Annotated in this window: 19 protein-coding genes; 11 read left to right on the top strand and 8 right to left on the bottom strand. The window is 74.7% G+C overall.

What is annotated here, in order from left to right; genetic code table 11:
• Positions 1-29 precede the first annotated feature (29 nt).
• Positions 30-2,861: a BTAD domain-containing putative transcriptional regulator gene (locus ACIBEC_RS09865; RefSeq protein ID WP_360493944.1), complete on the bottom strand. Its 2,832-nt coding sequence runs from the start codon at positions 2,859-2,861 to the stop codon at positions 30-32.
• Between the two features lie 371 nt (positions 2,862-3,232).
• Here ACIBEC_RS09865 and ACIBEC_RS09860 point away from each other — a divergent pair, with 371 nt between their 5' ends.
• Positions 3,233-5,953, top strand: coding sequence for a BTAD domain-containing putative transcriptional regulator (locus tag ACIBEC_RS09860; RefSeq protein ID WP_360493947.1), 2,721 nt, complete (start codon positions 3,233-3,235; stop codon positions 5,951-5,953).
• 374 nt (positions 5,954-6,327) lie between these two features.
• Positions 6,328-8,718 (top strand): tetratricopeptide repeat protein, encoded by a 2,391-nt coding sequence (locus ACIBEC_RS09855; protein WP_360493950.1) that lies wholly within the window; start codon positions 6,328-6,330, stop codon positions 8,716-8,718.
• Between the two features lie 52 nt (positions 8,719-8,770).
• Here ACIBEC_RS09855 and ACIBEC_RS09850 read toward each other — a convergent pair whose 3' ends face one another.
• Positions 8,771-10,048 (bottom strand): serine hydrolase domain-containing protein, encoded by a 1,278-nt coding sequence (locus ACIBEC_RS09850; protein WP_360493953.1) that lies wholly within the window; start codon positions 10,046-10,048, stop codon positions 8,771-8,773.
• Positions 10,049-10,403: 355 nt separating this feature from the next.
• Here ACIBEC_RS09850 and ACIBEC_RS09845 point away from each other — a divergent pair, with 355 nt between their 5' ends.
• Both ACIBEC_RS09845 and ACIBEC_RS09840 read left to right on the top strand, forming a co-directional pair.
• A complete protein-coding gene (locus ACIBEC_RS09845; protein ID WP_360493956.1) occupies positions 10,404-11,399 on the top strand; it encodes a phospholipase D-like domain-containing protein in 996 nt (331 codons plus the stop codon).
• Between the two features lie 136 nt (positions 11,400-11,535).
• Positions 11,536-12,432, top strand: a complete 897-nt coding sequence (locus tag ACIBEC_RS09840; RefSeq protein WP_360493960.1) for an alkaline phosphatase family protein — start codon at positions 11,536-11,538, stop codon at positions 12,430-12,432.
• 10 nt (positions 12,433-12,442) lie between these two features.
• On the opposite strand, the gene ACIBEC_RS09835 is transcribed toward ACIBEC_RS09840, so the two are convergent.
• A complete protein-coding gene (locus tag ACIBEC_RS09835) occupies positions 12,443-13,807 on the bottom strand; it encodes an MFS transporter (RefSeq protein ID WP_360493963.1) in 1,365 nt (454 codons plus the stop codon).
• An 80-nt stretch (positions 13,808-13,887) separates the two neighbouring features.
• On the opposite strand from ACIBEC_RS09835, the gene ACIBEC_RS09830 reads away from it, so the two are divergent.
• Both ACIBEC_RS09830 and ACIBEC_RS09825 read left to right on the top strand, forming a co-directional pair.
• The gene (locus ACIBEC_RS09830; protein WP_360493966.1) at positions 13,888-14,424 is read left to right on the top strand and encodes a MarR family winged helix-turn-helix transcriptional regulator; all 537 of its coding nucleotides are present in this window, start codon (positions 13,888-13,890) and stop codon (positions 14,422-14,424) included.
• Positions 14,425-14,595: 171 nt separating this feature from the next.
• Entirely contained in the window at positions 14,596-15,123 is a 528-nt protein-coding gene (locus ACIBEC_RS09825; protein WP_360493969.1) for a hypothetical protein, read from the top strand.
• 59 nt (positions 15,124-15,182) lie between these two features.
• Here ACIBEC_RS09825 and ACIBEC_RS09820 read toward each other — a convergent pair whose 3' ends face one another.
• On the bottom strand, positions 15,183-16,235 hold the full coding sequence (locus tag ACIBEC_RS09820; RefSeq protein WP_360493972.1) for a hypothetical protein: 1,053 nt from the start codon (positions 16,233-16,235) through the stop codon (positions 15,183-15,185).
• Between the two features lie 164 nt (positions 16,236-16,399).
• A complete protein-coding gene (locus tag ACIBEC_RS09815; RefSeq protein ID WP_360493975.1) occupies positions 16,400-16,882 on the bottom strand; it encodes a nuclear transport factor 2 family protein in 483 nt (160 codons plus the stop codon).
• 103 nt (positions 16,883-16,985) lie between these two features.
• On the opposite strand from ACIBEC_RS09815, the gene ACIBEC_RS09810 reads away from it, so the two are divergent.
• From ACIBEC_RS09810 to ACIBEC_RS09800, 3 genes are all read left to right on the top strand, one after another.
• Positions 16,986-17,555 carry a TetR/AcrR family transcriptional regulator gene (locus tag ACIBEC_RS09810; protein WP_360493978.1) on the top strand — a complete coding sequence of 190 codons (570 nt, stop codon included), beginning with the start codon at positions 16,986-16,988 and terminating at the stop codon, positions 17,553-17,555.
• A gap of 144 nt (positions 17,556-17,699) precedes the next feature.
• Entirely contained in the window at positions 17,700-17,843 is a 144-nt protein-coding gene (locus ACIBEC_RS09805) for a hypothetical protein (protein ID WP_360493981.1), read from the top strand.
• Positions 17,836-18,027, top strand: coding sequence for a hypothetical protein (locus ACIBEC_RS09800; protein ID WP_360493984.1), 192 nt, complete (start codon positions 17,836-17,838; stop codon positions 18,025-18,027). Before ACIBEC_RS09805 ends, ACIBEC_RS09800 begins: the two co-directional genes overlap by 8 nt.
• Positions 18,028-18,070: 43 nt before the next feature.
• Here the strand turns inward: ACIBEC_RS09800 and ACIBEC_RS09795 are convergent, their stop codons facing one another.
• Positions 18,071-19,348 carry a DUF5685 family protein gene (locus ACIBEC_RS09795; protein WP_360493987.1) on the bottom strand — a complete coding sequence of 426 codons (1,278 nt, stop codon included), beginning with the start codon at positions 19,346-19,348 and terminating at the stop codon, positions 18,071-18,073.
• A gap of 218 nt (positions 19,349-19,566) precedes the next feature.
• Complete coding sequence (locus ACIBEC_RS09790; RefSeq protein ID WP_360493990.1) at positions 19,567-20,940, bottom strand: FAD-dependent oxidoreductase; 1,374 nt, start codon at positions 20,938-20,940, stop codon at positions 19,567-19,569.
• Between ACIBEC_RS09790 and ACIBEC_RS09785 the strand changes: the two genes are divergently transcribed.
• Positions 20,885-21,223 (top strand): hypothetical protein, encoded by a 339-nt coding sequence (locus ACIBEC_RS09785; protein ID WP_360494182.1) that lies wholly within the window; start codon positions 20,885-20,887, stop codon positions 21,221-21,223. The two genes, ACIBEC_RS09790 and ACIBEC_RS09785, sit on opposite strands and share 56 nt — an antisense overlap.
• Positions 21,224-21,251: 28 nt before the next feature.
• Positions 21,252-21,938 (top strand): alpha/beta fold hydrolase, encoded by a 687-nt coding sequence (locus tag ACIBEC_RS09780; RefSeq protein ID WP_360493993.1) that lies wholly within the window; start codon positions 21,252-21,254, stop codon positions 21,936-21,938.
• A gap of 32 nt (positions 21,939-21,970) precedes the next feature.
• Here ACIBEC_RS09780 and ACIBEC_RS09775 read toward each other — a convergent pair whose 3' ends face one another.
• A complete protein-coding gene (locus ACIBEC_RS09775; RefSeq protein WP_360493996.1) occupies positions 21,971-23,407 on the bottom strand; it encodes a DUF2252 domain-containing protein in 1,437 nt (478 codons plus the stop codon).
• Positions 23,408-23,562: the final 155 nt, after the last annotated feature.

Genomic DNA, 23,562 nt, shown 5'->3' with positions numbered 1-23,562 from the left:
TTCAGCCGCCCGCTGCCCGTTCGCCCGCCTCAGCGGCCCGGTGGCCAGCCGGTGGAGCGGAGGTTGAGCGACTCCTCCAGGCTGGTGGTGAACTCGCTCAGGTAGCCGGCCTGCCGCTCGTGGGCGCGGAAGCGGTCGAGCGCGATGCGCAGTCGGCCGCCCACCTCCGGTTCCCGGCCGCGGGCCAGCAGGTGGGCGGCGTAGGACTGTTCGGTGACCGCGTGCAGGTAGAGCAGGCCCGCCTCCTCGCACGCGGCGAGCAGCCGGTGCCAGGCGAGGTCGGCGGTCTCGTCGCGGACGGTCGGCGGGAGGGCCTGTGCCTCGGTCAGCAGTGACCAGAGGTGGACCTGGGTGACGGGAGCGGGCGGCAGTAGCTCGCGGGCCTCGCGGGAGCAGCGCTGCGCGCCTTCCCGGTCGCCGCCGGCCAGGTGGACCCAGCCCTGGTGGACTTTGGCGTCGACCAGCCGTCGGCGGTTGCCCGACGCCAGGGCGAGGGTGGTGGCGGAGGCGGCCAGCCGTTCGGCTTCGGCGGTGGTGCCGAGCATCGCGGTGACCAAGGCGAGGGTGGCGAGCGCCCGGACGCGCGCGGACGCGGCCCGCGGCCCGTCGACGGATTCGGTGGCGGCCACCGCCTTTCGTGCCGCCTCCGCCGATTCGTGCCGGCGTTCGAGCGCGACCAGGGCCTGCGCCCGGCAGTTGTGCAGCAGTGCGACCGCGACCGGGTCCCCGCACCGTTCGGCCGCCTCCTGGCCTGCCCGGGCGGTGGCGAGCCAGTCGGTGAAGCGGCTGGCGCCGTAGTAGAGCGAGCCGCTGGTCAGGGCGAGCCGCCAGGCGCGTTCGGGGTCGGTGTCGGCGGTGGCGCCGACGAGTGCGTGGACGGCGGGTTCCTCGGCGCGGAACCAGTCGAGCGCGGTGCGGATGTCACCGGCGGGCGGAAGGGCCTGCGGCGGGTGGGTGGGGGAGTCGGAGTCCTCCTGGCCGGGGTCGAGGTAGCAGCCGCAGTGCTGGAGGGCGGCGAGGTAGTAGTCCGCCAGGCGTTCCCGGAGCAGGCGTCGTCGCCGTTCGGGCAGTTCGGCGAGCAGTCCGGCGCTGAACAGCCGGACCAGGTCGGTGCGGCCGTAGCGGCCGGGGGCGGTGCCGGTGAGCAGGTGGTGGGCGGCCAGTTCGCCGAGCGCCCGGTGGGTGGTGGCGGTGTCGGTGCCGAGCAGTGCGGCGCTCGTCGGGGTGTCGACCTCGCCGCCGGGGTGGACGGCCAGGGCGGTGAGCAGGTCGGCGGCGGGTTCGGAGAGTCGACGGTACGTCAGTTGCAGCTGCGCGCGGATGCCGAGGGTGCCGTCGGCGTCCAGGACGGCCAACCGGGTCTGTTCGTCGGCGAGTTCGGTGGCCAGCTCGGCGACCGTCCAGTCGGGCTGGGCGGCGAGGCGGGCGGCGGCGATCCGCAGGGCGAGCGGCAGCCGGTCGCAGAGGAGGACGAGGCGGGCGGCGGCCTCCGGATCGGCGCGCACCCGTTCGGGCGTCAGGGCGCGCTCCAGGAGGAGCAGGGCGTCGTCCTCGGGCAGGGCGGCCAGCCGCAGCAGGGCGGCCCCGTCGAGGGCGACCAGGTCCTCCAGCGAGCCCCGGCTGGTGACGACCGCAACGCAGCCGGGCCCTTCGGGCAGCAGGTCGGCGACCTGATCGGGGTCGGCGGCGTCGTCCAGGACCACCAACAGCCGTCGGCCCCTGGTGCGTTCGCGGAAGAGCGCGGCGCGTCCGGCGCGGTCGGCGGGGACGGTGTCGGCCGGGACGCCGAGGGCGTGCAGGAAGTCGGCGAGGACGGCGTCGGGCTGCGCCGGGCCGGTCGGGGCGAGGCCGCGCAGGTCGGCGTGCAGCCGGCCGTCGGGGAAGCGGGCGGCGGCCCGGTGCGCCCAGGCGGTGACCAGCGCGCTCTTGCCGACCCCGGCGGGGCCGACCACCAGGACCGGGCCGTCGGCGGCGCGGTCCGGGGCGCAGGTGTGGTCGAGCCGCTCGAGTTCGGCCTGCCGTCCGACGAAGTCCACCATCCGGCGGGGGATCCGGTGGGGAACGCGGGCGGCGGGCCCGGGGGCCGGGGGCGCGGCGGGCACCCGCTCCGGGCGGTCGTCGGCCAGCACCTCGGCGAGGGCGGCCTGCAGGGCCGGGCCGGGGCGGAGCCCCAGCTCGCGGTCCAGGCGCTGCCGGGCCTGGTGGTAGGCGGTCAGCGCGTCCGCGGGCCGTCCGGCCTGGCGCAGGCAGCGCATCAGCAGCGCCACCAGTTCCTCGCGCAGCCCGTCGGTCCGGACGTTCTGCTCCAGCACGGCCACCGCCGCCGCGCCGGTGCCCTGGCGCAGCCGCAGCGAGGCCCAGCAGAGCAGGGCGGCGGTGCGGGACTGTTTAAGGTGGTCCACGGCGGCGGTGCGCAGCGGGGTGTCGGGCAGGTCGGCCAGGGCCTCGCCGCGCCACAGCCGCAGGGCCTCCTCCAGCAGGGCGATCGCCTCGGCGCCGCCACTGCAGCCGGCCGTGCCGGCGTGCTCGGCGGCCCGGGTGGTCAGCGTCTCGAACCGCAGCGCGTCCACCTCGTCGGCCGGCCCGGTCAGCAGGTAGCCGGACGCCCGGGTGTGCAGCTCGAACGGCGTGCCGGCGAGCACCTTGCGCAGCGCGGCGACATGCCCCTGCACCGCCGCCCGCGCGCTGGCCGGCGGCTGCTCCCCCCACAGCGCCTCGCAGAACCGGTCGACGGAGACCACGCGTCCGAGCCCCAGCGCCAACAGCGCCAGGATCGCGCGCCGCTGCGCCCCCGCCAACGTGGCGAAGCCGTCCGCCCCGACCCGCAACTCCACCGGGCCGAGCAGCCGAATCCGCACCACGTACCCCCACCATCGCCGCACGTCACACCCGGGGTGGTCCCCGGGGTGGAGCAGTGTAATGCGCGAAACGGTCCGCGCCGCGCCGCTCCTGCCCCCGGGGACGCGGTCGGGGCGGGTGCGGGTTGCGTCGACCGCCGAGGGGCCTTGCCTCCCGCGCCCGGGCCCGCACCGGGCCGGAATCCCCGAGGGGGCCCGGTCCTTCGTGTCGGACCCGCCGGATACCGTGCCGCCATGACGGAGAGACACGACGCCGACCGCCACGTCCGGTTCGAGCGCGGGTCGCGGCGGCCCGACCGGTCCGCGAGAGCGTGAACGGGCAGGTCGGGCCTATCCTCGGACGGAAGTCCGCGGGTGGGGGAGAAGAGGGACGCGTGCACATCGATCTGCTCGGGCCGGTGGTCCTGCGGCGGGAGGACGGGACGGCGGTGACGCCCTCGGCCCCCAAACGGCGGGCGCTGCTGAGCGCGCTCGCCGTGCGGCTGAACCAGACGGTGGCCACCGAGGAGCTGATCGAGCTGGTCTGGGACGGCGCGGCGCCGCCCACCGCGCGGGCCGCCCTCCAGGGGCACGTCGCGGCGCTGCGCCAACTGCTGGACGGGCCGGGGCTGGTGCTGGGCACCCGGGGCTCCGGCTACCTGCTGGCCGGTGAGCCCGACCGGGTCGACGCGCTGCGCTTCGCGCGCCTCTGCGAGGAGGCGGGCGTCCCGCTGCCCGGGCCCGTCGCCCCGGGGGAGACGGCCCTGGGGGAGGCGGCCCCGAGGGATGCGGCCCCGGAGAGCCCCGCGCTGCCGCTGCTGCGCGCCGCGCTGGACCTGTGGCACGGCCCGGCGCTCACCGACTGCGGCTCAGCCCTGCTGCGCGAGCGGGCGCTCCCGCACCTCACCGACCTGCGACTGCGCGCCCTGGAACGGCTGGCCGAGGAACTCCTCCGGGTGGGCCGCGGCGGCGAGTCGACCGCCGAACTGGCCGAGGCGGCCGACGCCCACCCGTCCCGGCAGACGCTGACCGCCCGGCTGGTCCGCTGCCTGGAGCAGGACGGGCGGCGGGCGGAGGCGCGGGAGCGGTACGAGCGCGCGATCGCCCGGCTCCCCGGCCCGCCCGGACCGGAACTGCGCCGCGCCGGTGAGCAGTTCGGCGAGCAGCCCGCCCCACCCGACCGCCGCTTCGTCGGCCGCGGCGCCGAACTCGCCCGCCTGGAGGAGGCCCTGCCCGCGGCCCGGGCGGGCCGCCCGATCCTGGTCACCGGCCCGGCGGGGGTCGGCAAGACCGCCCTGGTCCAGCACTGGGCGGCACGGCACGGCACCCGCCACTTCCCGGACGGCCTCCTCCGCGCCGACCTGCGCGGCTTCGACCCGGACGGGCCACGCGAACCCGCCGACGTCCTGGCCGAGTTCCTCACCGCCCTCGGCGTCGCCCCGGACGCCCACCCCGCCTCGACCGCCGAACGCTCCCGCCGCTACCGCGAACTCGTCGCCGGCCGGCGGATGGCGATCCTGCTGGACGACGCCGCCTCTCACGAGCAGCTCCGGCCCCTGCTGCCCGACCCGCCGACGGCGGACACCGAGGGCGGGGAAGAACCAGGGCCGGCCCCCGTCACCGTCGTCACCAGCCGCAGCCGCCTGCGCCACCTACTGGTCCACGAGGGCGGCGTCCCGCTCCCGCTGGGCGCGCTCGGCCACGAGGACGCCGCCGCGCTGCTCGCCCGCACCCTCGGACCGGACCGGACCGGCGGAGACCCGGACACCGTCGCCGAACTCGCCGAACTCGCCGAGCGCTGCGACCGTCTGCCGCTCGCGCTGCGCCTGGCCGCCGCCCGGCTGACCGCCCGACCCGACTGGACCCCGGGCGACCTCGCCCGCGAACTCGCGGCCGAGGAGGCCGGCTTGGCCGCCCTGTCCGGCACCGGTACCAGCACCGCCCGCGGCCCGATCGGCCTCACCACCGCCCTGGACCGGACGTACCGGACGCTGCCGCCCGCCGCCGCCCGGCTGTTCACCATGCTCGGCCTGCACCCCGGCGCGGTGATCGACACCGACACCGCCGCCGCCCTCGCCGACCTCCCGCCCGCCGCCACCCGCTCCCTGCTGACCGGGCTGGACGCCGTCCACCTGCTGGAGGAGAAAACCCCGGGCCGCTACGCCCGGCGCGAGCTGGTGCGCCGCTACGCCGCCCGGCAGGCCGCCGAACTCACCTGCGACGAACGGTTCGTCGCCCTCGACCGGCTGATCGCCCACTACCTGGACGTCACCGCAGGCTGGACGGCCGAGTGCACGGCTGCGGCCGGCGGCAGCGAGCGGGCGGCGGCCTGGTTCGGCCGCGAGGAGAGCGCCCTGCGCGCCGTCGTGGTGTGCGCCGAGCAGTACGGACGGACCGCCGGGTCCTGGCAACTCGCCCACCGGATCGCCCTGTTGTACGAGGCCACCGGCCACGACCGGACCCACTGGCGGGCCGTCGTCGAAGCCGGGCTGAGCGCCGCGCACGCGGACGGCGACGCGGCGGCCGTCGCCCGGCTCGGCACCGACCTCGCGGTCCTGCACATCGCCCGCGCGGCCCACCGCACCGCCGCCGAGCAGCTGGACCTCGCCGTCGCCGCGGCCGACCGGGCCGGTGACGCGGCGCTGCGCCACCACTGCCGCAGCCGGGTGGCCGCCGCGCTGCTGCGGGCCGGCCGCTACGAGCGGGCCCTGCCCATGCTCACCGACCTGGTGGCCGCCGCCCGGACCCCGGTCACCGGACACCTGCTGGTGCCCTCGCTCACCGGACTCGCCGACGCCCTGGTCCTGGCCGGCGACCCTGGCCCGGCCCTCGCCCACGCCGACGAGGCCGTCCGGGAAGCCACCGCCGGCCCCGGCGGCGCCGAGGCCGTCCTCGCCACCCACAGCCGTACCCGCGCCCTGCACGCCCTCGGCCGTCGCGACGCCGCGCTGTCCTCGGCCCGGCTCGCCGTCGCCCTCGGCCGTGCCGTCGGCGATCCCGCGCTCGAGGCGCGCTCGCACGGCCTGCTCGCGGACCTGCTGTGCGAGCTGGGCCGCGGCGTGGAGGGGGCCGAGGCCCGGCGCCACGCCGAGACACTGGCGACGGGCGGCCGCTGACCTACGGGCGGTCGCCGACCGGTGGGCAGCCGCCGCCCGATGGGCGGAACCGTCCCGCCGGCCCCCGGAAAACCCATGGGAAGCCCGAGAGGAGACCGGAGGAAAACCCGATGTGAACCTCGACCCGCCGTCGAGCCGTTCACCAGAGAGCGGAACCGCAGGCGGAACTACCGGCAGTTCCGACGTGGGGAACGGCCTTCGCCGCCGGACCGTCCGACACCCGGGCGGTACCCCTGAGCTGGGAAGAGACGTCGACGATTGATCGGGTGCGGGCAATTCCGCCGCCGGGGCATACTTCTGCCTGGTGCCGATCGCCCGGCGTGATTCCAGGCAGAAGTGCGGAAGTGGCAGGACCGAGTGAGTGGGGGCGGGGCATGGCGGCTGGGGTCGGCGGAACGGGCACGGACGTGGGGGAGTTCAGCCGTCTGCTGGCCGAACACCGGGTGGCGGCCGGCCTGACCCAGGAGGAACTGGCCGCGGCCGCCGGGGTCAGCCTGCGCGCCCTCGGGGACATGGAGCGGGGCCGCACCCGCGGGCCGCAGCGGCGCACCGTCCGGGCCCTGGCCGTCGCGCTGGGCCTGGTCGGCGAGCAGACGGAGGCGCTGGACCGCGCCGCGCAGTCCGGGCGCCCGCGCGGCGTCCGGCCGGGTCCGGCGCGGGTCGGGGCCCAGGCGGCGCCGCCCGAAAATCCGGCGACCACGGACCCGGGGAACGGGGACCCGGGGAGCAGGGAGCAAGCGCCCCGGACAGCGCCCGTCACCGCGGGCCAGAGCGCCCTCGCCCTACCCCGCGACATCGCCGACTTCACCGCCCGCGAGGGCGCCCTCGCGGCGCTCGCCGGCCTGGCCTCGGACGACCGGCCCGCCCACCCCCGGGTGGTGCTGGTCAGCGGTCAGCCCGGCCTCGGCAAGACCGCCTTCGCCCTGCACGCCGCCCACACCCTGGCCCCGCGCTTCCCGGACGGCCAGCTCTCCCTCGACCTCGGCGGCATGTCCGCGCACCCGCTGCCCGCCCGTGACGCCCTCGGCCAGGTGCTGCGCGCCCTGGGCGTCGCGGACGCCGCGGTGCCCGCCGGGACGGAGGAACGGGCCGGCCTCTACCGGGCCCTGGTGCGCGAGCGGCGGCTGGTCCTGGTGCTGGACGACGCCGCCGACGAGAGCCAGGTGCGCCCGCTGCTGCCCGGTTCCGGACCGGCCGTGACCATCGTGACCAGCCGCAACGCGCTGCCCGGACTGGAGTCGGTGCACCGGCTGAGCCTGGATGTGCTCGCTCCGGCCGAGGCGGCCGGCCTGCTGGCCCGGATCGCCGGCCGGGAGCGGATCGAGGCCGCGCCCGACGCCACCGCCGAACTGGCCGGGCTCTGCGGCTACCTGCCCCTCGCGCTGCGGATCGCCGGGCAGCGGCTGGTCGCCCGCCCGCAGCAGCCGGTCGCCCACCTGGTGCGCCAGCTGGCCGCCGAGGAGTACCGACTGGACCTGCTGGAGACCGGCGACCTGGCGGTCCGCCCGGCCTTCGAGCTGTCCTACCGCCGCCTGCCCGCCGAGTCCCAACTGGTGCTCCGGCGGTGCGCGTTGACGGCCGGACCGGACTTCACGGCGGTGGTCGCCGCCGCCTACGCGGGCCGGTCGGCGGCCCGGACCGAACTGGTGCTGGAGCAACTGGTCGACGCCGGACTGGTGCAGCCGGCCACCTCGGAGCGCTACCGCCTGCACGACCTGGTGCGGCTCTACGCGGGCGAGCGCCTGGCCGTCGACGAGGCCCCCGAGGACCTGGCCGAGGCCCGCACCCGGGCCGGGCGCTGGCTCCTCGACCGAGCCGCCGCCTACGGGCTGCGGTTCGACCCCGAGCACGCCAAGGACGGCGCCGAGGTCACCGGTTCCGCGCCCGCGCACCTCACCGAGGCCGCACGCTGGCTGGAATACGAGCACCTGGAGTGGCTGGCCGCCCTGCACCAGGCGCAGCGGACCGGCCGCCACCGGGAGGTGATCGACACCGCCGAGGCCATGCACTGGTTCTCCGACCGGCTGCTCAGCTGGGGGATCTGGGCGGAGGTGTTCCAGCTCTCGGTGGACGCCGCCCGCGCGCTCGGCGACCGGCAGGCCGAGGCGGTGCACGTCAACTACCTGGCCTGGACGTACGTCACCTGTCTGCACCGCTACCAGCGCGGCATCGAACTGGCCGCCGAAGGACTGGAGTTGGCCCAGGCCCTGGGCGACCGGGAGCAGCAGGGCTGGGCTCTCACCTACCTCGCCTCCGGCCTGCGCTACCTGCGGCGGCACCGCGAGGCGATCGACGCCTTCCAACGGGCGGCGGACGCCTTCGCCGAGGTCGACAACCGCTCGGCGATGATCGGCCGGCTGGTCACCCTGCGCGGCGCCGCCAACTGCCTGCGCGAGTCCGGCCGGGCCGAGGAGGCCGTGGACACCCGCCGGCGGGCCCTGGCCGGCGCGCTGGAGCTGGTGGAGCGCTGGTCCGCGCCGCTGATGAACCTGCTCGCGGCCATGACCGCGCACGAACTGGGCCTGGACCGTGCGGCGTTGAAGCGCTGGTCGGCCGCCGAGAAGGCCTACCGGCAGGCCCTGGCGCACTACGAGGCGGTCGGCCGGCCGGACAGCATGACCAAGACGCTGACCGAACTCGGCACCGCGCTGATCGAGCAGGGCCGCGCCGAGGAGGCCCGGGAACTGCTCACCGAGGCGCTCAGCGACCTCAGCGCGAACGGCCCCCGGCCGGGGGGCGGTTTCCAGGGGCCGCCCGGGCACTGACACGAGCGCCCGTCCCCTCTCCGTGGCGAGAGGGGACGGGGGCGCCGCAGGGTCAGATCCGGGTGTCCTCCACCACGGGCAGCCCGTCGGTGAGGTCCGAGCCCCGGACGTCCGCGCTGGGCGCGAAGGACTTCTTCGACGCGACCGCGGGCTTCTTGCCGCAGAAGGCCGGCTCCAGGGTGTTCATCAGCCCCTGCGTCACCGCGCCGTTGTTGGAGGCGTTGGCGAAGACCACCACGCTGCGCCGCCCGTCCTGGGTCACGAAGGACTGGGTCTGGAACCCCTGCACGATGCCGCCGTGGCCGTACACGTCCCCGCAGGACAGCGAGATGCGGCGCAGCCCCAGGCCGTAGGAGATCTTCGCGGTGGGCGTCGGCAGGGCGGCGGTCATCTGCCGCAGCGAGTCGTCCGAGACCAGCCCGCCCTCGCCGCCGGCCAGCAGCGCGGTGAGGAAGCGGTCGAGGTCCTCGGCGTCGGAGATGACGGCACCGGCGCTCCACACCCAGGAGCCGTTCTGCGCGGTGGAGTCCAGCAGCGGCTTGCTGCGGTCGTCGTTGGTGAGGTAGCCGGTGACGTGAGCACCCCGGATCTGCTGGTCGGGCACTACGAAGGAGGTCTTGCGCAGGGCGAGCGGCTGGATGATCCGCTCGTTCAGCACCTCCGCGAACGGCTGGCCGGTGAGGTGCTCGACCGCGAGGCCCATCAGCACGAAGTCGGTGTTGGAGTACGAGTAGCGGGTGCCGGGGGTGTACTGCACGCCGTGCTTGACCGACATCGCCACCAGGTCGCGCGGGTCGTACACGTTGGTGCGGATGCGCGCCTCGAACGCGCTGGTGGTCTCCTCGCCGGCCTGCTCCAGCAGGTCGTTGGTGTGGTCGTAGACGCCCGCCCGGTGCTCCATCACCTGGCGGCCCGTCATGGCCCACCCCTCCGGCAGGGTGCCCTCCGGCAGGTAGTCGCGCAGCGGCTTGTCGAGGTCGATCCGGCCCTCCTGCGCCAGCTGCATCACGAGAACGGCGGTGAACATCTTGCTGTTGCTGCCGACCCGGAACCTCCACGAGGAGTTCATCGGGGTCCCGTCCAGGTCGGCCCGGCCGACCGATACCGATCGGGTGTTCTCCTTGTCGCCGTGGTCGCGGATCACCGCGAAGGCGCCCGGGGCGCCTGCGCCGGTGGTGGCCTGAAGGGCGGCGAGCACGCCGGGGATGTCGGAGGCGGGCGCGTCGGCGGCGCCCCGGTCGGCGGCCGCAGCGTGCACGGCGCCGGTCGCCATCAGGACGGCAGCGGCGGCGGCCACCGCGAGGGGACGCAGGAGGCTGGTCTTCGCCATGTTCCTCGGCTCTCTCATCAGCTGACGCGGCGTCCGGCCGCGCCGATCGAAGATCACTATCACCGGCCGGGGCGGTCGAAGGCAATGTGAACGGGTTCGCCCGCATCGTCCGTTGTGGGAATCGGCGTGTCGGCCGCCCCGTTCGTTTCCCGGTCCGGAGCCAAGGTTTTACCTGCTGTCGTCTACCCGCGTTGACGGCCGCGCCGCATGCTGTTCGGGCGCTCACCGCGCGTTCCGGCATGCTCCCCCGCACCGGCTCCCTCCCGCCGGATCCCTTCAGCAGCCTCCCGCCACCAGCTTCGCCCGTCCAGCTTCGCCCACCAGGTTCCCCGTCACCCGACCATGGAGCTTCCCCATGCCCCTGGCCTCCCTGGCGCGCCGCGCCGGCGCCCTGCTGCTCGCCACCGCCGGTCTGATACCGCTGTCCGGCGCCGCCCAGGCCGCCACCACGGCCTCCGGTATGTACACCGCGATCGTCTTCCCCGACCAGGACCACACCGTCGTCTACAACCTGATCAACGCGGCGACCCGGTCCGTCGACGTCACCATGTACGAGCTGCGCGACACCACCGCCGTCAATGCCCTGATCGCCCGTCAGCGGGCCGGCGTCAAGGTCCGGGTGATCCTGGACGGCGCGCACACCTCGGTCAACGGCTCCGCCTACTCGGCCCTCAAGGCCGCCGGGGTCGGGGTGACGTACTCCTCCACGGCGTTCGTCTACACCCACCAGAAGACCGTCACGGTGGACGGCGCCACGTCGCTGATCATGACCGGCAACCTGGACTCCGCCTACTACGCGAACGACCGCGACTACGGCGTCATCGACACCGACGCCAACGACGTCGCCGCGATCGAGCGGGTCTTCGCCGCCGACTACGCCAAGACCGCCGTCACCCCGACCGACGGCGACAACCTGGTCTGGTCGCCCACCGACTCGCAGTCCCGGCTGCTGGCCCTGATCAACGGCGCGCGGACCAGCCTTGACCTGGAGCAACTGGAGTTCGGCGACGCGGCCCTGGTGGACGCCGTCGCCGCGGCGGCCTCGCGCGGCGTCACCGTGCGCGTGGTCGGGATGAACCCGAGCTCGTACGCCGACTCCTTCGACCAGGTGACCGCGGCGGGCGGTCAGGTCGTCACCTACTCGTCGACCACCGGCCTGTACGTCCACGCCAAGGCGATCGTCGCCGACTACGGCACGGTGTCGGCCAAGGTGTTCGCGGGCTCGGAGAACTTCTCCGACAATTCGCTGAACCACAACCGCGAGCTGGGCCTGATCACCACCGACTCCGGGGTGCTCGACGCCATCGAGTCGACCGTCGCCGGCGACTTCGCCAACGGCACGCCGTACTGACGCCGCACCAACACCGTACTGACGCCGTACTGACGCAGCGCTGAGGCGTACTGGGCGTCACCCGGCGTACGGGAAAAGCTCCCTTCCCCCCATGCCGAGCGGCTCACCGGGGCCGCTCCTCACCCGAGGATTTGTCATGACTTCGTCCACGAAGCCCCAGAACCCCCGCTCCCGCCGCACCGCGACCGCGATCGGCTCCGCCGTCGCCCTGGTCGCCGCCTCCGCCGGCCTGTGGGCGGCCACCGCCACCACCGCGCAGGCGGCCGCCCTGCCCGCGCCCGACCACATCATCGTCGTGGTGATGGAGAACCACGCCTACACCCAGGTCATCGGCAGCAGCAGCGCCCCGTACCTCAACAACACCCTGAAGGCGGGCGGCGCCAACCTCACCCAGTCCTTCGGCATCACCCACCCCAGCGAGCCGAACTACTACGCGCTGTTCTCCGGCTCCACCCAGGGCCGCGTCGACGACAGCTGCGTGACCGTCGGCGGCTTCCAGACCGCCAACCTGGCCTCCGAGGTCATCGCCGCCGGCAAGACCTGGGCCAGCTACAACGAGACCCTGCCCAGCCAGGGCAGCACCGTGTGCAGCAGCGGCAACTACGCCCAGAAGCACAACCCGTGGTTCGGCTTCGGCAACGTCCCGCTCAGCAGCGCCAAGACCTTCGCGCAGTTCCCCACCGACTACACCACCCTGCCGAACGTCTCCTTCGTCGTGCCGAACCTCTGCAGCGACATGCACGACTGCTCGATCAGCACCGGCGACACCTGGATCAAGAACAACCTCGGCGCCTACGCCACCTGGGCGCAGACCCACAACAGCCTCCTCGTCGTCACCTTCGACGAGGACAACAAGCTGTCCGGCAACCGGATCCCGACCCTGGTCTACGGCGCCCACGTCACCCCCGGCAGCAGCTCCGCCACCACCTACAACCACTACAACGTGCTGCGCACCCTGGAGGACCTGGCCGGCGCCGGCGGCCACGCGGGCAACGCGGCCACCGCGAGCGACATCACCGGCATCTGGAACTGAGCTCCGGCGATCAGGGTTTGACCTTCTCCTGAGCCGGAGGCCGAGCCTGAGCCGGCGGCCGCGTGGTCATCGGCTCGGGCTCCGGCTCCGGCTCAGGCTCGGCTCCGGTGGCGGGCGCGGTTCCGGTGCCGGCTGCGGGCCGCGCGCCGTGCCTGCGCACCCCGGGTACCGCCGCCGTGCCCGCGCAGACCAGTGTCACCAGCGCCGCGGCCGTCAGCAGCGGCACCCGGCTTCCCCAGGCGTCGGCGGCCAGCGGTGCCAGGACGTACCCGAGCGGGGCGGCGCCCAGCGAGAGCAGCCAGTCGTACGAGGTGACCCGGGCCAGGACCCCGGCCGGGAAGTCCTGCTGCACCACCGTCGCCCACACCGGGTTGAGGAAGCCCAGCCCGGTCATCGCCACCGCCTGCGCGGCCACCGCGAGGGGCGCCGGGGCCGGGGCGGCGAGCGCGAGCAGCGGCAGCCCGTACAGCGCGAGCGCGAGGTTGCCCGCCAGCACCGGACGGCGGGGGCGGACCCGCCCGGCGATCAGCGAGCCGACCAGCAGTCCCACCGCCCCGGCCTGGGTGAACGCCACCCAGGCGCCGTCGCCGCCGAGGCGGGTGGCGGCGATGAGCGGGCCGAGGGTGAGCAGCACGGCGCTCGCGCCGTTCCATACCCCGTGGGCGATCAGACTGGTCCAGTACCAGTCCCGGGAGCGCACCTCGCCCCAGCCGTCGGCGAGGTCCCGGCGCAGCGAGCGCGGTTCGCCCGGGGCCTGGTCGGCGCGGTCGGCGCCGGGCGCGCGGTCACCGGCGGGTCGGGTGAACCGGGTGAGCAGGGTCAGCAGCGTGGCGCTGACCACGAAGGAGGCGCCGTCCAGGACGAACGCCCAGCCGGGCCCGGCGGTGTACACCAGCAGCCCGGCGAGGGCCGGACCGCCGAGGCGGGCGGCGCCGTTCGCGGTGCCCAGCAGGGCGTTGGCGCGCAGCCGCAGCTCGACCGGGACGGTGGCCGCGACCAGCGGCGAGGCGGTCGGCATGGCGAAGGCGGACGCGATGCCGCCGACGGCGGAGGCGAGGGCGATGTGCGGCAGGCTCGGGTGCCCGCCGAGCAGCTCCAGGCCGACGAGCACCTGGGCGACGGCCCGGACGAGGTCGGTGGTGAGCGCGACCAGGCGCGGGTCGAAGCGGTCTCCGACCACCCCGCCGAAGGGCAGCAGGAGCAGCTTCGGCACCATCGCGCAGCCCAGCACCAGGGCGAGCGCGGCGGAGGAGCCGGTGGCCCGGGTGATGGCGATCGCGAGGGCGGCGGGGACGACGGCGTCGCCGAGGGTGGAGATGGTCCGGCCGAGGAAGAGCAGGCGGAAGTCCGGTAGGCGCAGGGCGTGTCGGGTCACGCGCCGCACTGTATTTCGGTAGCGAAATTTTGACAACGAATATTTTGATGACGTTGCTTTGAGGTTTGTAGACTCCTCCCATGGCCGAGCACCCCCACCAGGACCGCACCCCGCCCCGCGACTGGACGGACGGCCACGTCGAGCGCTGGCAACCGGTGCTGCCCGACCTCGACCCGGACATCGAGGCCGCCGTCACCCGCATGTCCAAACTCACCCGGCACTTCCGCCGGGTCCGCGAACAGGGCGTCGCCGACTACGGCCTGCAGAAGCACGAGTTCGACACCCTCCACGAGCTCGCCGGCCGCGGCGGCCACGCCGCCCCCTCCGACCTGCGCGCCGACCTCAACCTCGCCCCGGCCTCGATCACCGGCCGCCTGGAGACCCTCGAACGGCGGGGCTTCGTCGTGCGCACCCCCTCCACGGAGGACCGCCGCAAGGTCGACATCCTCCTCACGGACGCCGGACGCGCCGCGTGGCAGGAGGCCCTCGACGTGGTCGGGCGGGAGGAACGCCGACTGCTCGGAGTGCTCTCCGAGGACGAGCGGCGCACGCTGTCGGACCTGCTGCGGAAGGTGATGCTGGTCCAGGAGGCCCCCGAGCACGGTCGCTCGGGCTGACCGCGGTCGGCGCCGGGGCAGGCGCCACCGGGGTCAGCGGGGTCAGCGGGGTCTCACGCCCGGGGTCGACCGGCTGGTCCCGTCCCTGATATCGATAGGGGCGTGCGATTCGAACATGTGCCGATGCCGGACGGTGTGGGGGCGCGGCCCCGGGACGGGAGGGGGTACCCGGTGCCGGCGATCACGCCGTGGCACGGGGAGGAGCCGCAGTTCGCGCTGACGGACCACGGCCGCAGCGCCGACTGCGCGCTGGAGCGCCGCTGTTCGGTGTGCGGCGGATTCATGGAGCGCGGACCGGTGTGGCGGGTCGTGGGGCCCGCCGAGAGCGCCGCGATCGCCGAGGCCCTCGCGGCCGGCCGGCCGTACCGCAACCTCGCGCCGACCATGGAGGGCCCCGGGCACCGCGCGTGCATGCTCTACGCGTCGATGGTCTGCCCGTACCTGGCCCGCCCGAACGCCCGGCGACGGGTGACCGCCGAGGACGCGGCCGACGCACTGACGTCGGCCGCCGTCCGCGGGGCGGCACGCGGTGGGCTGGGCGCGGTGGTCGGGTTCGGTGACTACGAGTACGCGGTCACCGAGACCCGGGTGCTGTTCCGCTTCCTCGACCTGGTCGAGTACCTGCCGCACGAGTCGGCCGACGAGCACCTGGCCGAGCTGCGCGCCGAGTTGGCGAAGCAGCCCGGCCGGGGACAGTAGTAAGCGCACCGTCGTACCGCGGTTCACGGCCGTGCCGCGGTTCACGGCCGTGCGGCTGTTTACGGCCGGTAGGCGGGCAGGCCCTTGATGGTGGAGACCTGGACGGGCCCAGCGGAGCCGTCGGCGGGCAGGGTGCTGACGCCGTCAGGGGTGCGGGCCGCGATGGTCTTGCCGTCGGGGGACCAGACGGGCTCGGTGTAGTCGGTCGTGGCCGAGGGGGTGAGGTCCTTCTCGGGCTTCTGGTCGAACTGCGTGGAGCGGGTGAACAGGTGGTCGTGCCCGTTCACCGAGCGGACGAAGACCAGGTGCTCGCCGTCGGGGGAGAGGGCCGGCTGGGAGCCCTTGCCCATGTCCCGGGCCGCGGGCCGGATGTAGTCGTCGTAGATGTACACCTCGTTGGCCGGGGTGTTGGCGTAGGCGATCTCGCCGCGGTGGCCGCCGGCGTTGGCCCAGGTGTTGCCGGTCTGCGGCGGCTGCGGCAGGTTGTCGTCGCCGCCCTCGGAGCTGTGCGGGGTGAGCACCTCGGGGGTGGCGCCGGGGGTCTTGGTGGGGACCCGCTCCAGCTTCAGCACACCGCCCTTGTCGGACGCGAAGACGATCGTGTTGAAGCGCTCGAGCCCCGCGGCGCCGGAGGTGTCACCGGGCATCGCGGTGGCCCGCAGCCAGGTGGGGTGGGACCAGGTCTCCCCGCCCGGGTTCTTGGCGAGCGTGACCTTCCCGGTGCCGTCCGGGTTGGCGATCACCAGGTCCCCGCTGCCGTTGACGAACGTGGCCTTCTTGCCGTCGGGGGACCAGGCGAGGTCGCGGACAGTGGTGCCGAAGTCGACGGTGGCGCCGTTCATCGCGACGGTCTGGGTGCCCGTGCTGATGGTGAGGTGGTTGGCGGCGGAGGTGCCGTTGACCTCCTTGGCGCCCGGCGCGGGGCTGCCCGACTGGGACGGGGCGCCGGGTGCGGCCGTCCCCGGCGCCGCCGAAGCGGGAGCGGCGCCGGTCGGAGCGGCGGTGGGACCGGAGTCGGGGCCGTTGGGACCGCAGGCGGAGAGCAGGACCGCGCCCACGGTGGTCATGAGGGCGATCGCGGCGGCGGTGCCGAATCTGTTGCGCACGGACATTCCAGGTCCCCCCTATGGTGCTGTTCGCTTTCTGGGGAGAAGCGTCCCAGCGCAAGGTCAATGACCGGTTCGCGATGTGTCACAGACCTGGAACAGCGCGGTCCGATGCGCCGATGCGGCGTCAGCAGTGTTCCGGTGGCAGCCCGACAGGGCTTTCAGTGCACTCAGAGGCCGAGTTCGGTGAGGCCCGGGTGGTCGTCGGGCCGGCGGCCGAGCGGCCAGTGGAACAGACGTTCCTCGGCGGTGATCGGCAGGTCGTTGATGGAGGCGTGGCGGCGGGCCATCAGGCCGTCCGGGGTGAACTCCCAGTTCTCGTTGCCGTAGGAGCGGTACCACCGGCCCGCCTCGTCGTGGCACTCGTAGGCGAAGCGGACCGCGATGCGGTTGCCGTCGTACGCCCAGAGCTCCTTGATCAGCCGGTAGTCGAGCTCGCGGCGCCACTTGCGGGTGAGGAACTCGGCGATCCGCTCGCGACCGGTGAGGAACTCGGTGCGGTTGCGCCAGCGGCTGTCGGGCGTGTAGGCGAGGGCGACGCGCTGCGGGTCGCGGGTGTTCCAGGCGTCCTCGGCGGCCCGGACCTTCTGCCGGGCGGTCTCCTCGGTGAACGGGGGCAGGGGCGGTCGCTGTCCGTCGAGCTGCTCGGCCATGGGTGAACTCCTCGGGAACGGGTATTCCACTGGCGAGAACGATCGTTCTCACTTCCGTGGCTACGATAGGAGAACTATCGTTCTCGCGCAAAGGGCACGGCAGATGGAGCACGAAGACCCGCGGACCCGCATCCTCGACGCGGCCGAGGAACTGTTCTACGGGCAGGGCATCCAAGCAGTCGGCATGGACGCCGTCCGGACCGCCTCCGGCGTGACGATGCGCCGCCTGTACCAGCACTTCCCGTCCAAGAACGACCTGGTGGAGGCCTACCTGCAGCGCCGCGACGGCCGCTGGCGGGCGAGCCTCGCCGTGCACGTCTCCCGTGCCGGCGGCACCCCTCGGGACCAGCTGCTCGCGGTCTTCGACTGGCTCGGCCAGTGGTTCGCCGAACCCGGCTTCCGCGGCTGCGCGTTCGTGAACTCCTTCGGCGAACTGGGTGCCACCACGCCCGTCGTCGCGGCCGCTGCCCGGCACCACAAGGAGGAGTTCAGCGGCTACCTCGCCGGCCTGGCCGAGGCCGCCGGCGCCCCGCCCGGCACCGCCGCCCACCTGGCCCTGCTCGCCGAGGGTGCCATCACCACCGCCGCCGTCCACGGCGACCCGACGGCCGCCGCCGACGCCAGGGAAGCCGCCCGGCTGCTGCTGGACGCCGCCCTGGCGGGCCGGCCCTGACCGCAGCCGGACGGCCGTTCGCCGACCGCCGGTGCCGACCGCCGGTGCCGACAGCCGGATCGGGCCCGCGCTCACGGGCCGACCACATCCGGACTCCAGGGCACGTTTATCGGCCGTTGATCGTCATCGCCTACCGTCGGGCGCATGGACGAGAGAACGGCCGAGCGGCCGGGGGCAGTGCCCGAGGGGCGAATGACGGAGCAGGACACCGAGCGGTTCCGGCAGTTGCTGGCGCGGCTGGAGCACTCGTTGATGGCGGACCGGGAGGCGGCGGGGCGCGATGCCTGAGTTCGCCGGGTGGTGCCCGGTGGCGGTGGTTCCGCTGTGGCGGCGCGGTGAGGGCGAGCGCGGGAGCGAGGGCGTGGAGTACGGGAACGCCGACCGGCCCGGAGTGCCGCGGGGGCACTCCGGGCCGGTCGGCGCCGATCAGGCGGGGATGCCGGGGAAGGCGGTCGCCGGGGACGCCGACTGACGGTGGATCGGCAAGTGCCCCGGCAGCCGTCTCGGCAGTCGCCTCAACAGTCGCATCCGCAGTCGCAGCCGTCGCAGCTGTCACAGCAGTTGCAGCAGTCTCCGCACCCGGAGCAGCCGTTGCAGCAGTCGCAACAGTCGGGGCACTCACAGCAGTCGTGCCGCTCACAGAAGCCCTGGCGGCGCCGGCGGCTGAACGGGTCGTTGTGGTCGCAGCAGAGCAGCTGGCAGGTGCAGGCCATCAGCGCCCACACCGCGCACCCGGCGAGCAGGTTGCGGGGGCGCGGCGGCTTCTCGCCGGGCGGGGTGAAGCCGGGGCCCTGCGGCACCCACGGCGGGATCGGCGCACCCGGGTCCTGTCCGGGCGGCGCCTGGCGCGGCGGCGCGTCGTGCGGGTGCTCGCCCGTGGTGACGTCCGGCGTGGCGCCCGCGGCGCCGCCCGTGGTGCGGCAGTCGGCCGTGTGCGAGGCTCCGAAGACCCGGTCGACGGCGCGCTCGGTCTCGTGCGCGAGCAGGACGTGGACCAGCGCCCGGTCGGTCAGGTCGACCTCGCGCAGGGCGAGCCGGATGCCGTGGACGGCGTCGCGGCAGAGCCGTTCGGCCTCGGCGCGGTCGGTGCCGGTGGCGGTGAGCGGGTTCCAGGCGCCGGAGGCGGCGTCGGCGGCCTGGTCCTCGGCGGCGTCGAGGAGGTGGGCGAGCCGGCCGAACAGCCGCCCGGCTTCGGCGAGCGGGGCGGCGTTGCCGGGGCGTCCGGCGATGACGGCGGTGTGCGCGAAGGCGGCCGAGGTGGCGGTCTCGGTGGGTTCGGTGACCAGCAGGACGGATCCGCCAGGAAGCAGCGAGCGCTCCAACTCACCCTGCCGGGAGGCGGCTTCGAGCAGGACGGCGGTGTCGAAGCCGATCGTCGAGGCGCTGCCGGCGCTCTGCCGGTCCCAGCGCCGGGTGACCGCGCGGGCCCCGGCGGCGACGGGGCGGCGGGCGAACACGCCGTCGCGGTCCTCGACGTGGTCGCGGATCTTCACCGAGGCGAGGGTGAGCGAGACGGCGGCGGCGAGCCGGGCGCCCTCGCCCTTGGCGACGGAGGCGGTTCGCATGCCGCGCAGCGGGCACGGCCCGGCGGTGCGCCGCCAGGAGGTGTCCTCCCGGGCGGCCTGGGCTTCGACCAGGACGGAGATGATCAGGCCGTCGTAGTTGGTGGCGGTCCGGGCGAGTTGACCGTGGTCGTCGCGCAGTGCGAGGCAGAGCCCGCACAGGTGGGCCATCCAGGAGGTCTGCAGCTTTTCGGACAGCCGGTGCCTGCACGGTCTGATGATGCCGAACACGATCGTCCCCCTCGCCTTTCGGGCCGCTGACCGGCCACGATTCGCCGCACATCATATGATCAGCGGCGTGGCTGGGCCGAGCCCTTGACGGACCTGAGCGCGGACGACCGTGGTGGAAGCGGCCGAAGCCCCAAGGGTGCGTGCCACCCGGAGGCCTACGGACGGGAGGCCTCCGGACGGTCGGGAGTCCCGGCCGCCGCCGCCCCGGGTCGAAGCGCTCAGGCCGGGATGAGCGCGTCCCACTGGTCCCGGGTCGGGCCGTCGTGCCGGGGCGAGAAGTCCGGGCGCTCGGCCAGCCAGGCGGTGACGCGCTCGCGCACCTCGTCGCTGCCGAAGGCCTCGTCGGGTGTGCGCACGAGGTGGCGCACCTGGGCCCGGGCGCGCATGACGACGGGATCGTCGAAGGCGCAGGCGGCCTGGGCGGCGGCCCGTACGTCCGTGGACGGAGAACTGTCGGTGAGGCGTTGCTCGTTGGCACGGTCGGCCGCAACCTGCGCGTCGAACCACGGGCGGAGGGTCTGTGCCGTCCAGGTGTGGTAGCCGGTGGGGTCGGCGGCGATCCGGTCGACGTGGGTGGCGAGGTGCTGGGCGGCCCGGAGGCCGAGGGCCACCCCGTGGCCCAGGGTGGGGTTGGTGTGGACGAGGCTGTCCCCAGCGTTGACCAGGCCGGTGACGACGGGTCCGTCGGCGTCGACGAGTGAGGTCCAGCGGTTGTCCAGGCCGGCCATCGCCAGCACGGCGGAGTGCGGTTCGGGGTCCAGGTCGAGCCAGGCGGCGGTGGCGGGGAAGCGGCGGACGACGGCCTCGAACACGGCGGGGTCGATGAGCGCGCTGCGGGTCGGATCACCGGTGGAGACCACCAGGCTCACCGCGAAGGTGTCGTTGTCGGACGGGAAGATGCCGGCGAGTGCGTACGGCGCGGTCGAGCCGTTCTTCACCCGCCCGGGGTCACGCGGGCCGTCGGCGCGCAGGCGGTACCAGCGGCACAGGTAGGTGATCCCGGTGCGGTGGTTGTCGACCACGGGCGGGCGGCAGCCGGCCGCGATCAGCCAGGCGGGTACCGGCGAGCGACGACCGGAGGCGTCGACGACGAGGTCGGCCCGGTGCGTTTCCTCGCCCACCCGCACGCCGGTGACCCGGGCCGGGCCGCCCTCCTCGAAGACGAGGGCGCTGACCCGGGAGCCTCGCCGCACCTCGACGGTGGATTCCCGCTGCACGGCCGCGGTCAGGGCGGCCTCCAGCACGATGCGGCGGGTGCGCAGGGTCACCAGTTCCTCGTCGCCGGCCCGATGCGGCGGGTGCTCACCGAACCAGTCGAAGTCGTGGTACTCGTGGGCTCCGCGGGCCAGCAGGTCCGCGTAGACGTCAGGGGCCTCGGCGCGCAGCACGGTGCGCACGGGCGCGAGGAACGAGTGGGGCTGGTTGGCCTGCGGGACTCGCGGTCTGTTCCAGTCGAAGAAGTCCTGGTTCAGGTCCTCGCCGGCCTGTCTCGCGTCCTGCTCGAACAACGTGACCGTATGGCCCCGCCGGCCGAGCATGAGCGCCGTCCCCAGTCCGCTGATACCGCCGCCGACCACCGCAACCCGCGCCATTGAGCTCCCCTTCGCGTCGTGTTGCGAATCGATCCTACTGCTCGGTGATCTTCGGCCCAGCGCCGGGTCGGCCGTCGCGGTCTCGGCCCTGTCCGGCGTCTACCTGCGGCAGACCGCCGGCGGCGGCGGGCACCGCTCCGCCTGCCTCACCACGAGTGCGGTCTGCGCGGCGGTGGCCGGACTCGCCGTCCTGGCCTCGGTCCTCGCGGGCCGCGCCACCGCGCTGGAGCGGCGCGAGGACGAGCCGGTCGCGCTCTGCCGAGGGCGAACTCCGGTCCGCTGACGGGCTCCCGGCCCGTACGGTGGCCTGCATGACCGACGTACGGACCGTGGACCTGCCCGGAGTGACGCTCGCCTACCGCGAGAGCGGCCGCGCCGACGGCCCGCCGCTGGTGCTGCTGCACGCCCTCGGCGAGCGCGCCTCCGACTGGGACGTGGTGCTGCCCGGTCTCGCCCCCGGCCACCACGTGTACGCGCTCGACCTGCGCGGCCACGGCGACAGTGACCGGGCGGGGGCCTACAGCCTGCAGGCGATGCGGGACGACGTGCTGGCCTTCCTCGACGTGCTCGGGCTGGACCGCGTCGACCTCGTCGGCCACTCCATGGGCGGGGCCGTCGCCTACCTGCTCGCTCAGGCCGCGCCGGAACGGATCGACCGGCTGGTCCTGGAGGAGATCCCCGCGCTGTACCCGCGCCCCGCGAGTGCGCTGCCGGACGACCCGGACGAGTCCGTCCACTTCCACTGGGCGATGGTCAGGGCCGTCCGGGCCCAGATCGACAACCCCGATCCGGCCTGGCGGGAGGGGCTGGCGAGGATCACCGCCCGCACCCTGGCGGTCGCGGGTGGTCCGACCAGCCACGTCCCCCAGGAGCGGATCGCCGAACTCGCCCGGCTGATCCCGGACTGCCGCCTCGTCACCATCGAGGCCGGGCACCTGGTGCACGGTGCCCGGCCCGAGGAGTTCGTCGCCGCGGTGGCGCCGTTCCTGTCGGAGTGACCACACGCTGTGCGGAGTGCCTGCCGGAGTGACTACACGCCGTGCTCGGCGGGCAGTCGCCCGCTGCGTACCGCCGTGAGCAGGTCGGCGTGGTCCGCCTCGGTGCGGTCCGCGTAGGCCACGGCGAAGGCCGCGACCGCCTCGTCCAGCGCCTCGCTCTTGCCGCAGTACCCGGCCAGCAGGCTCGGATCGGCGGTGTGCGCGTGCGCCCGGGCAAGCAGGGCGCCGGTGATCCGCGCGTAGTCGTCCAGCTGGGTCGGCAGCAGCGCGGCCGGGTCGACGCTGCCCTTGCGGTTACGGAACTGCCGCACCTGGTAGGGGAGTCCGTCGACCGTCGTCCAGCCCAGCAGGGTGTCGCTGACCACCTGCATGTGCTTCTGGCCGAGCACCACCCGCCGGCCCTCGTGGCTGTCCCGCTCCACCGGCGGCAGGTGCGGCAGCAGCGCGGACGGGCGGGCCTCCTTCACCTGCAGCACCAGCGGCTGGTCCCGGTGGTCGGTGAGCAGCACCACGTACGAGCGGGTGCCCACGCTGCCCGTGCCCACCACCCGGAAAGCCACGTCCTGCACCCGGTAGCGGGACAGCAGCGTGCGCACCTCGGCGGGCACCGTCTCCACGTACGGGCCGAGCGCGTGGGCTACGGCCCGGGCGGTCGCGTCGGTCACCTCGGTGAGCACCGGAGGAGCGGCGGAGAAGCGCCAACCGCCGTCCGCCGTACGGGTGGTGCTGCGCGCGGCGAACTTCGCGCTGGTGTTGCCGAGCGCCTTGGCGCCGACCTTGCGCAGCACGTCCGCGAGGTCGTGCGCCTCGGCGAAGGACACCAACTGCTCGTCGGCGACGGCGTTCCAGGCGTCCAGCGCGGGCAGCTTGGCGAGCGTGCGCATGGTCCGGCGGTACGAGCCGGCCACGTGCTCGGCGGCCTCGCGCGCGGTGGTCTCACTCGCGCCGGTCTCCCGGCCGGCCAGTACCAGGCTGGCGGCGAGCCGCTTGACGTCCCACTCCCACGGACCGTGCACGGTCTCGTCGAAGTCGTTGATGTCCATGACGAGTTGGCCGCGCGCATCGCCGTACAGGCCGAAGTTGGCGGCGTGCGCGTCGCCGCACAGCTGCGCGCCGACCCCGGTCACCGGCGTGCCCTCGAGGTCGGCCGCCATCAGCCCGGCCGACCCGCGCAGGAACGCGAACGGCGTGGCCGCCATCCGTCCCACCCGGATCGGCACCAACTCGGCGAGCCGGCCCGCGTTCGACGCCTCGATGGCCTCCACGGCCGTCGGCCGCCCGTGGGCGAGGGCGAACTCCGCGTGCCGCTCCCGGGGCACCCGTGCCCGCAGCTCCTTGCCCCGCTCCCGCGCCCGCCCGTCCTGCGCCGACGCGAACCCGGCCACCGCGAACCCGCGCCGGGCCCGCCCGGCCGGGTCGTCCGCACCGTCCGCGCTCCGCTGCGCCACGACGCTCCGCTGCGCTGCCATGCCCCGCTTCGCTGCCATGCTCCGCTGCGCCGCGACGCCAGGGCCGCCCCGGCCTCCTGCTGCTCCCAGCTCAGTTCCGTCCACTGCCTCGGTCATCCGCGCCACCGCGCCCCGCCCGTCCCTTCCGGTCCTTACCCGCCCGCGAGCTGCGCGGA

This window comes from Kitasatospora sp. NPDC051164, assembly GCF_044455625.1.
Classification (GTDB): Bacteria; Actinomycetota; Actinomycetes; order Streptomycetales; family Streptomycetaceae; genus Kitasatospora.
This window is presented reverse-complemented; position numbering and strand designations above follow the sequence as displayed.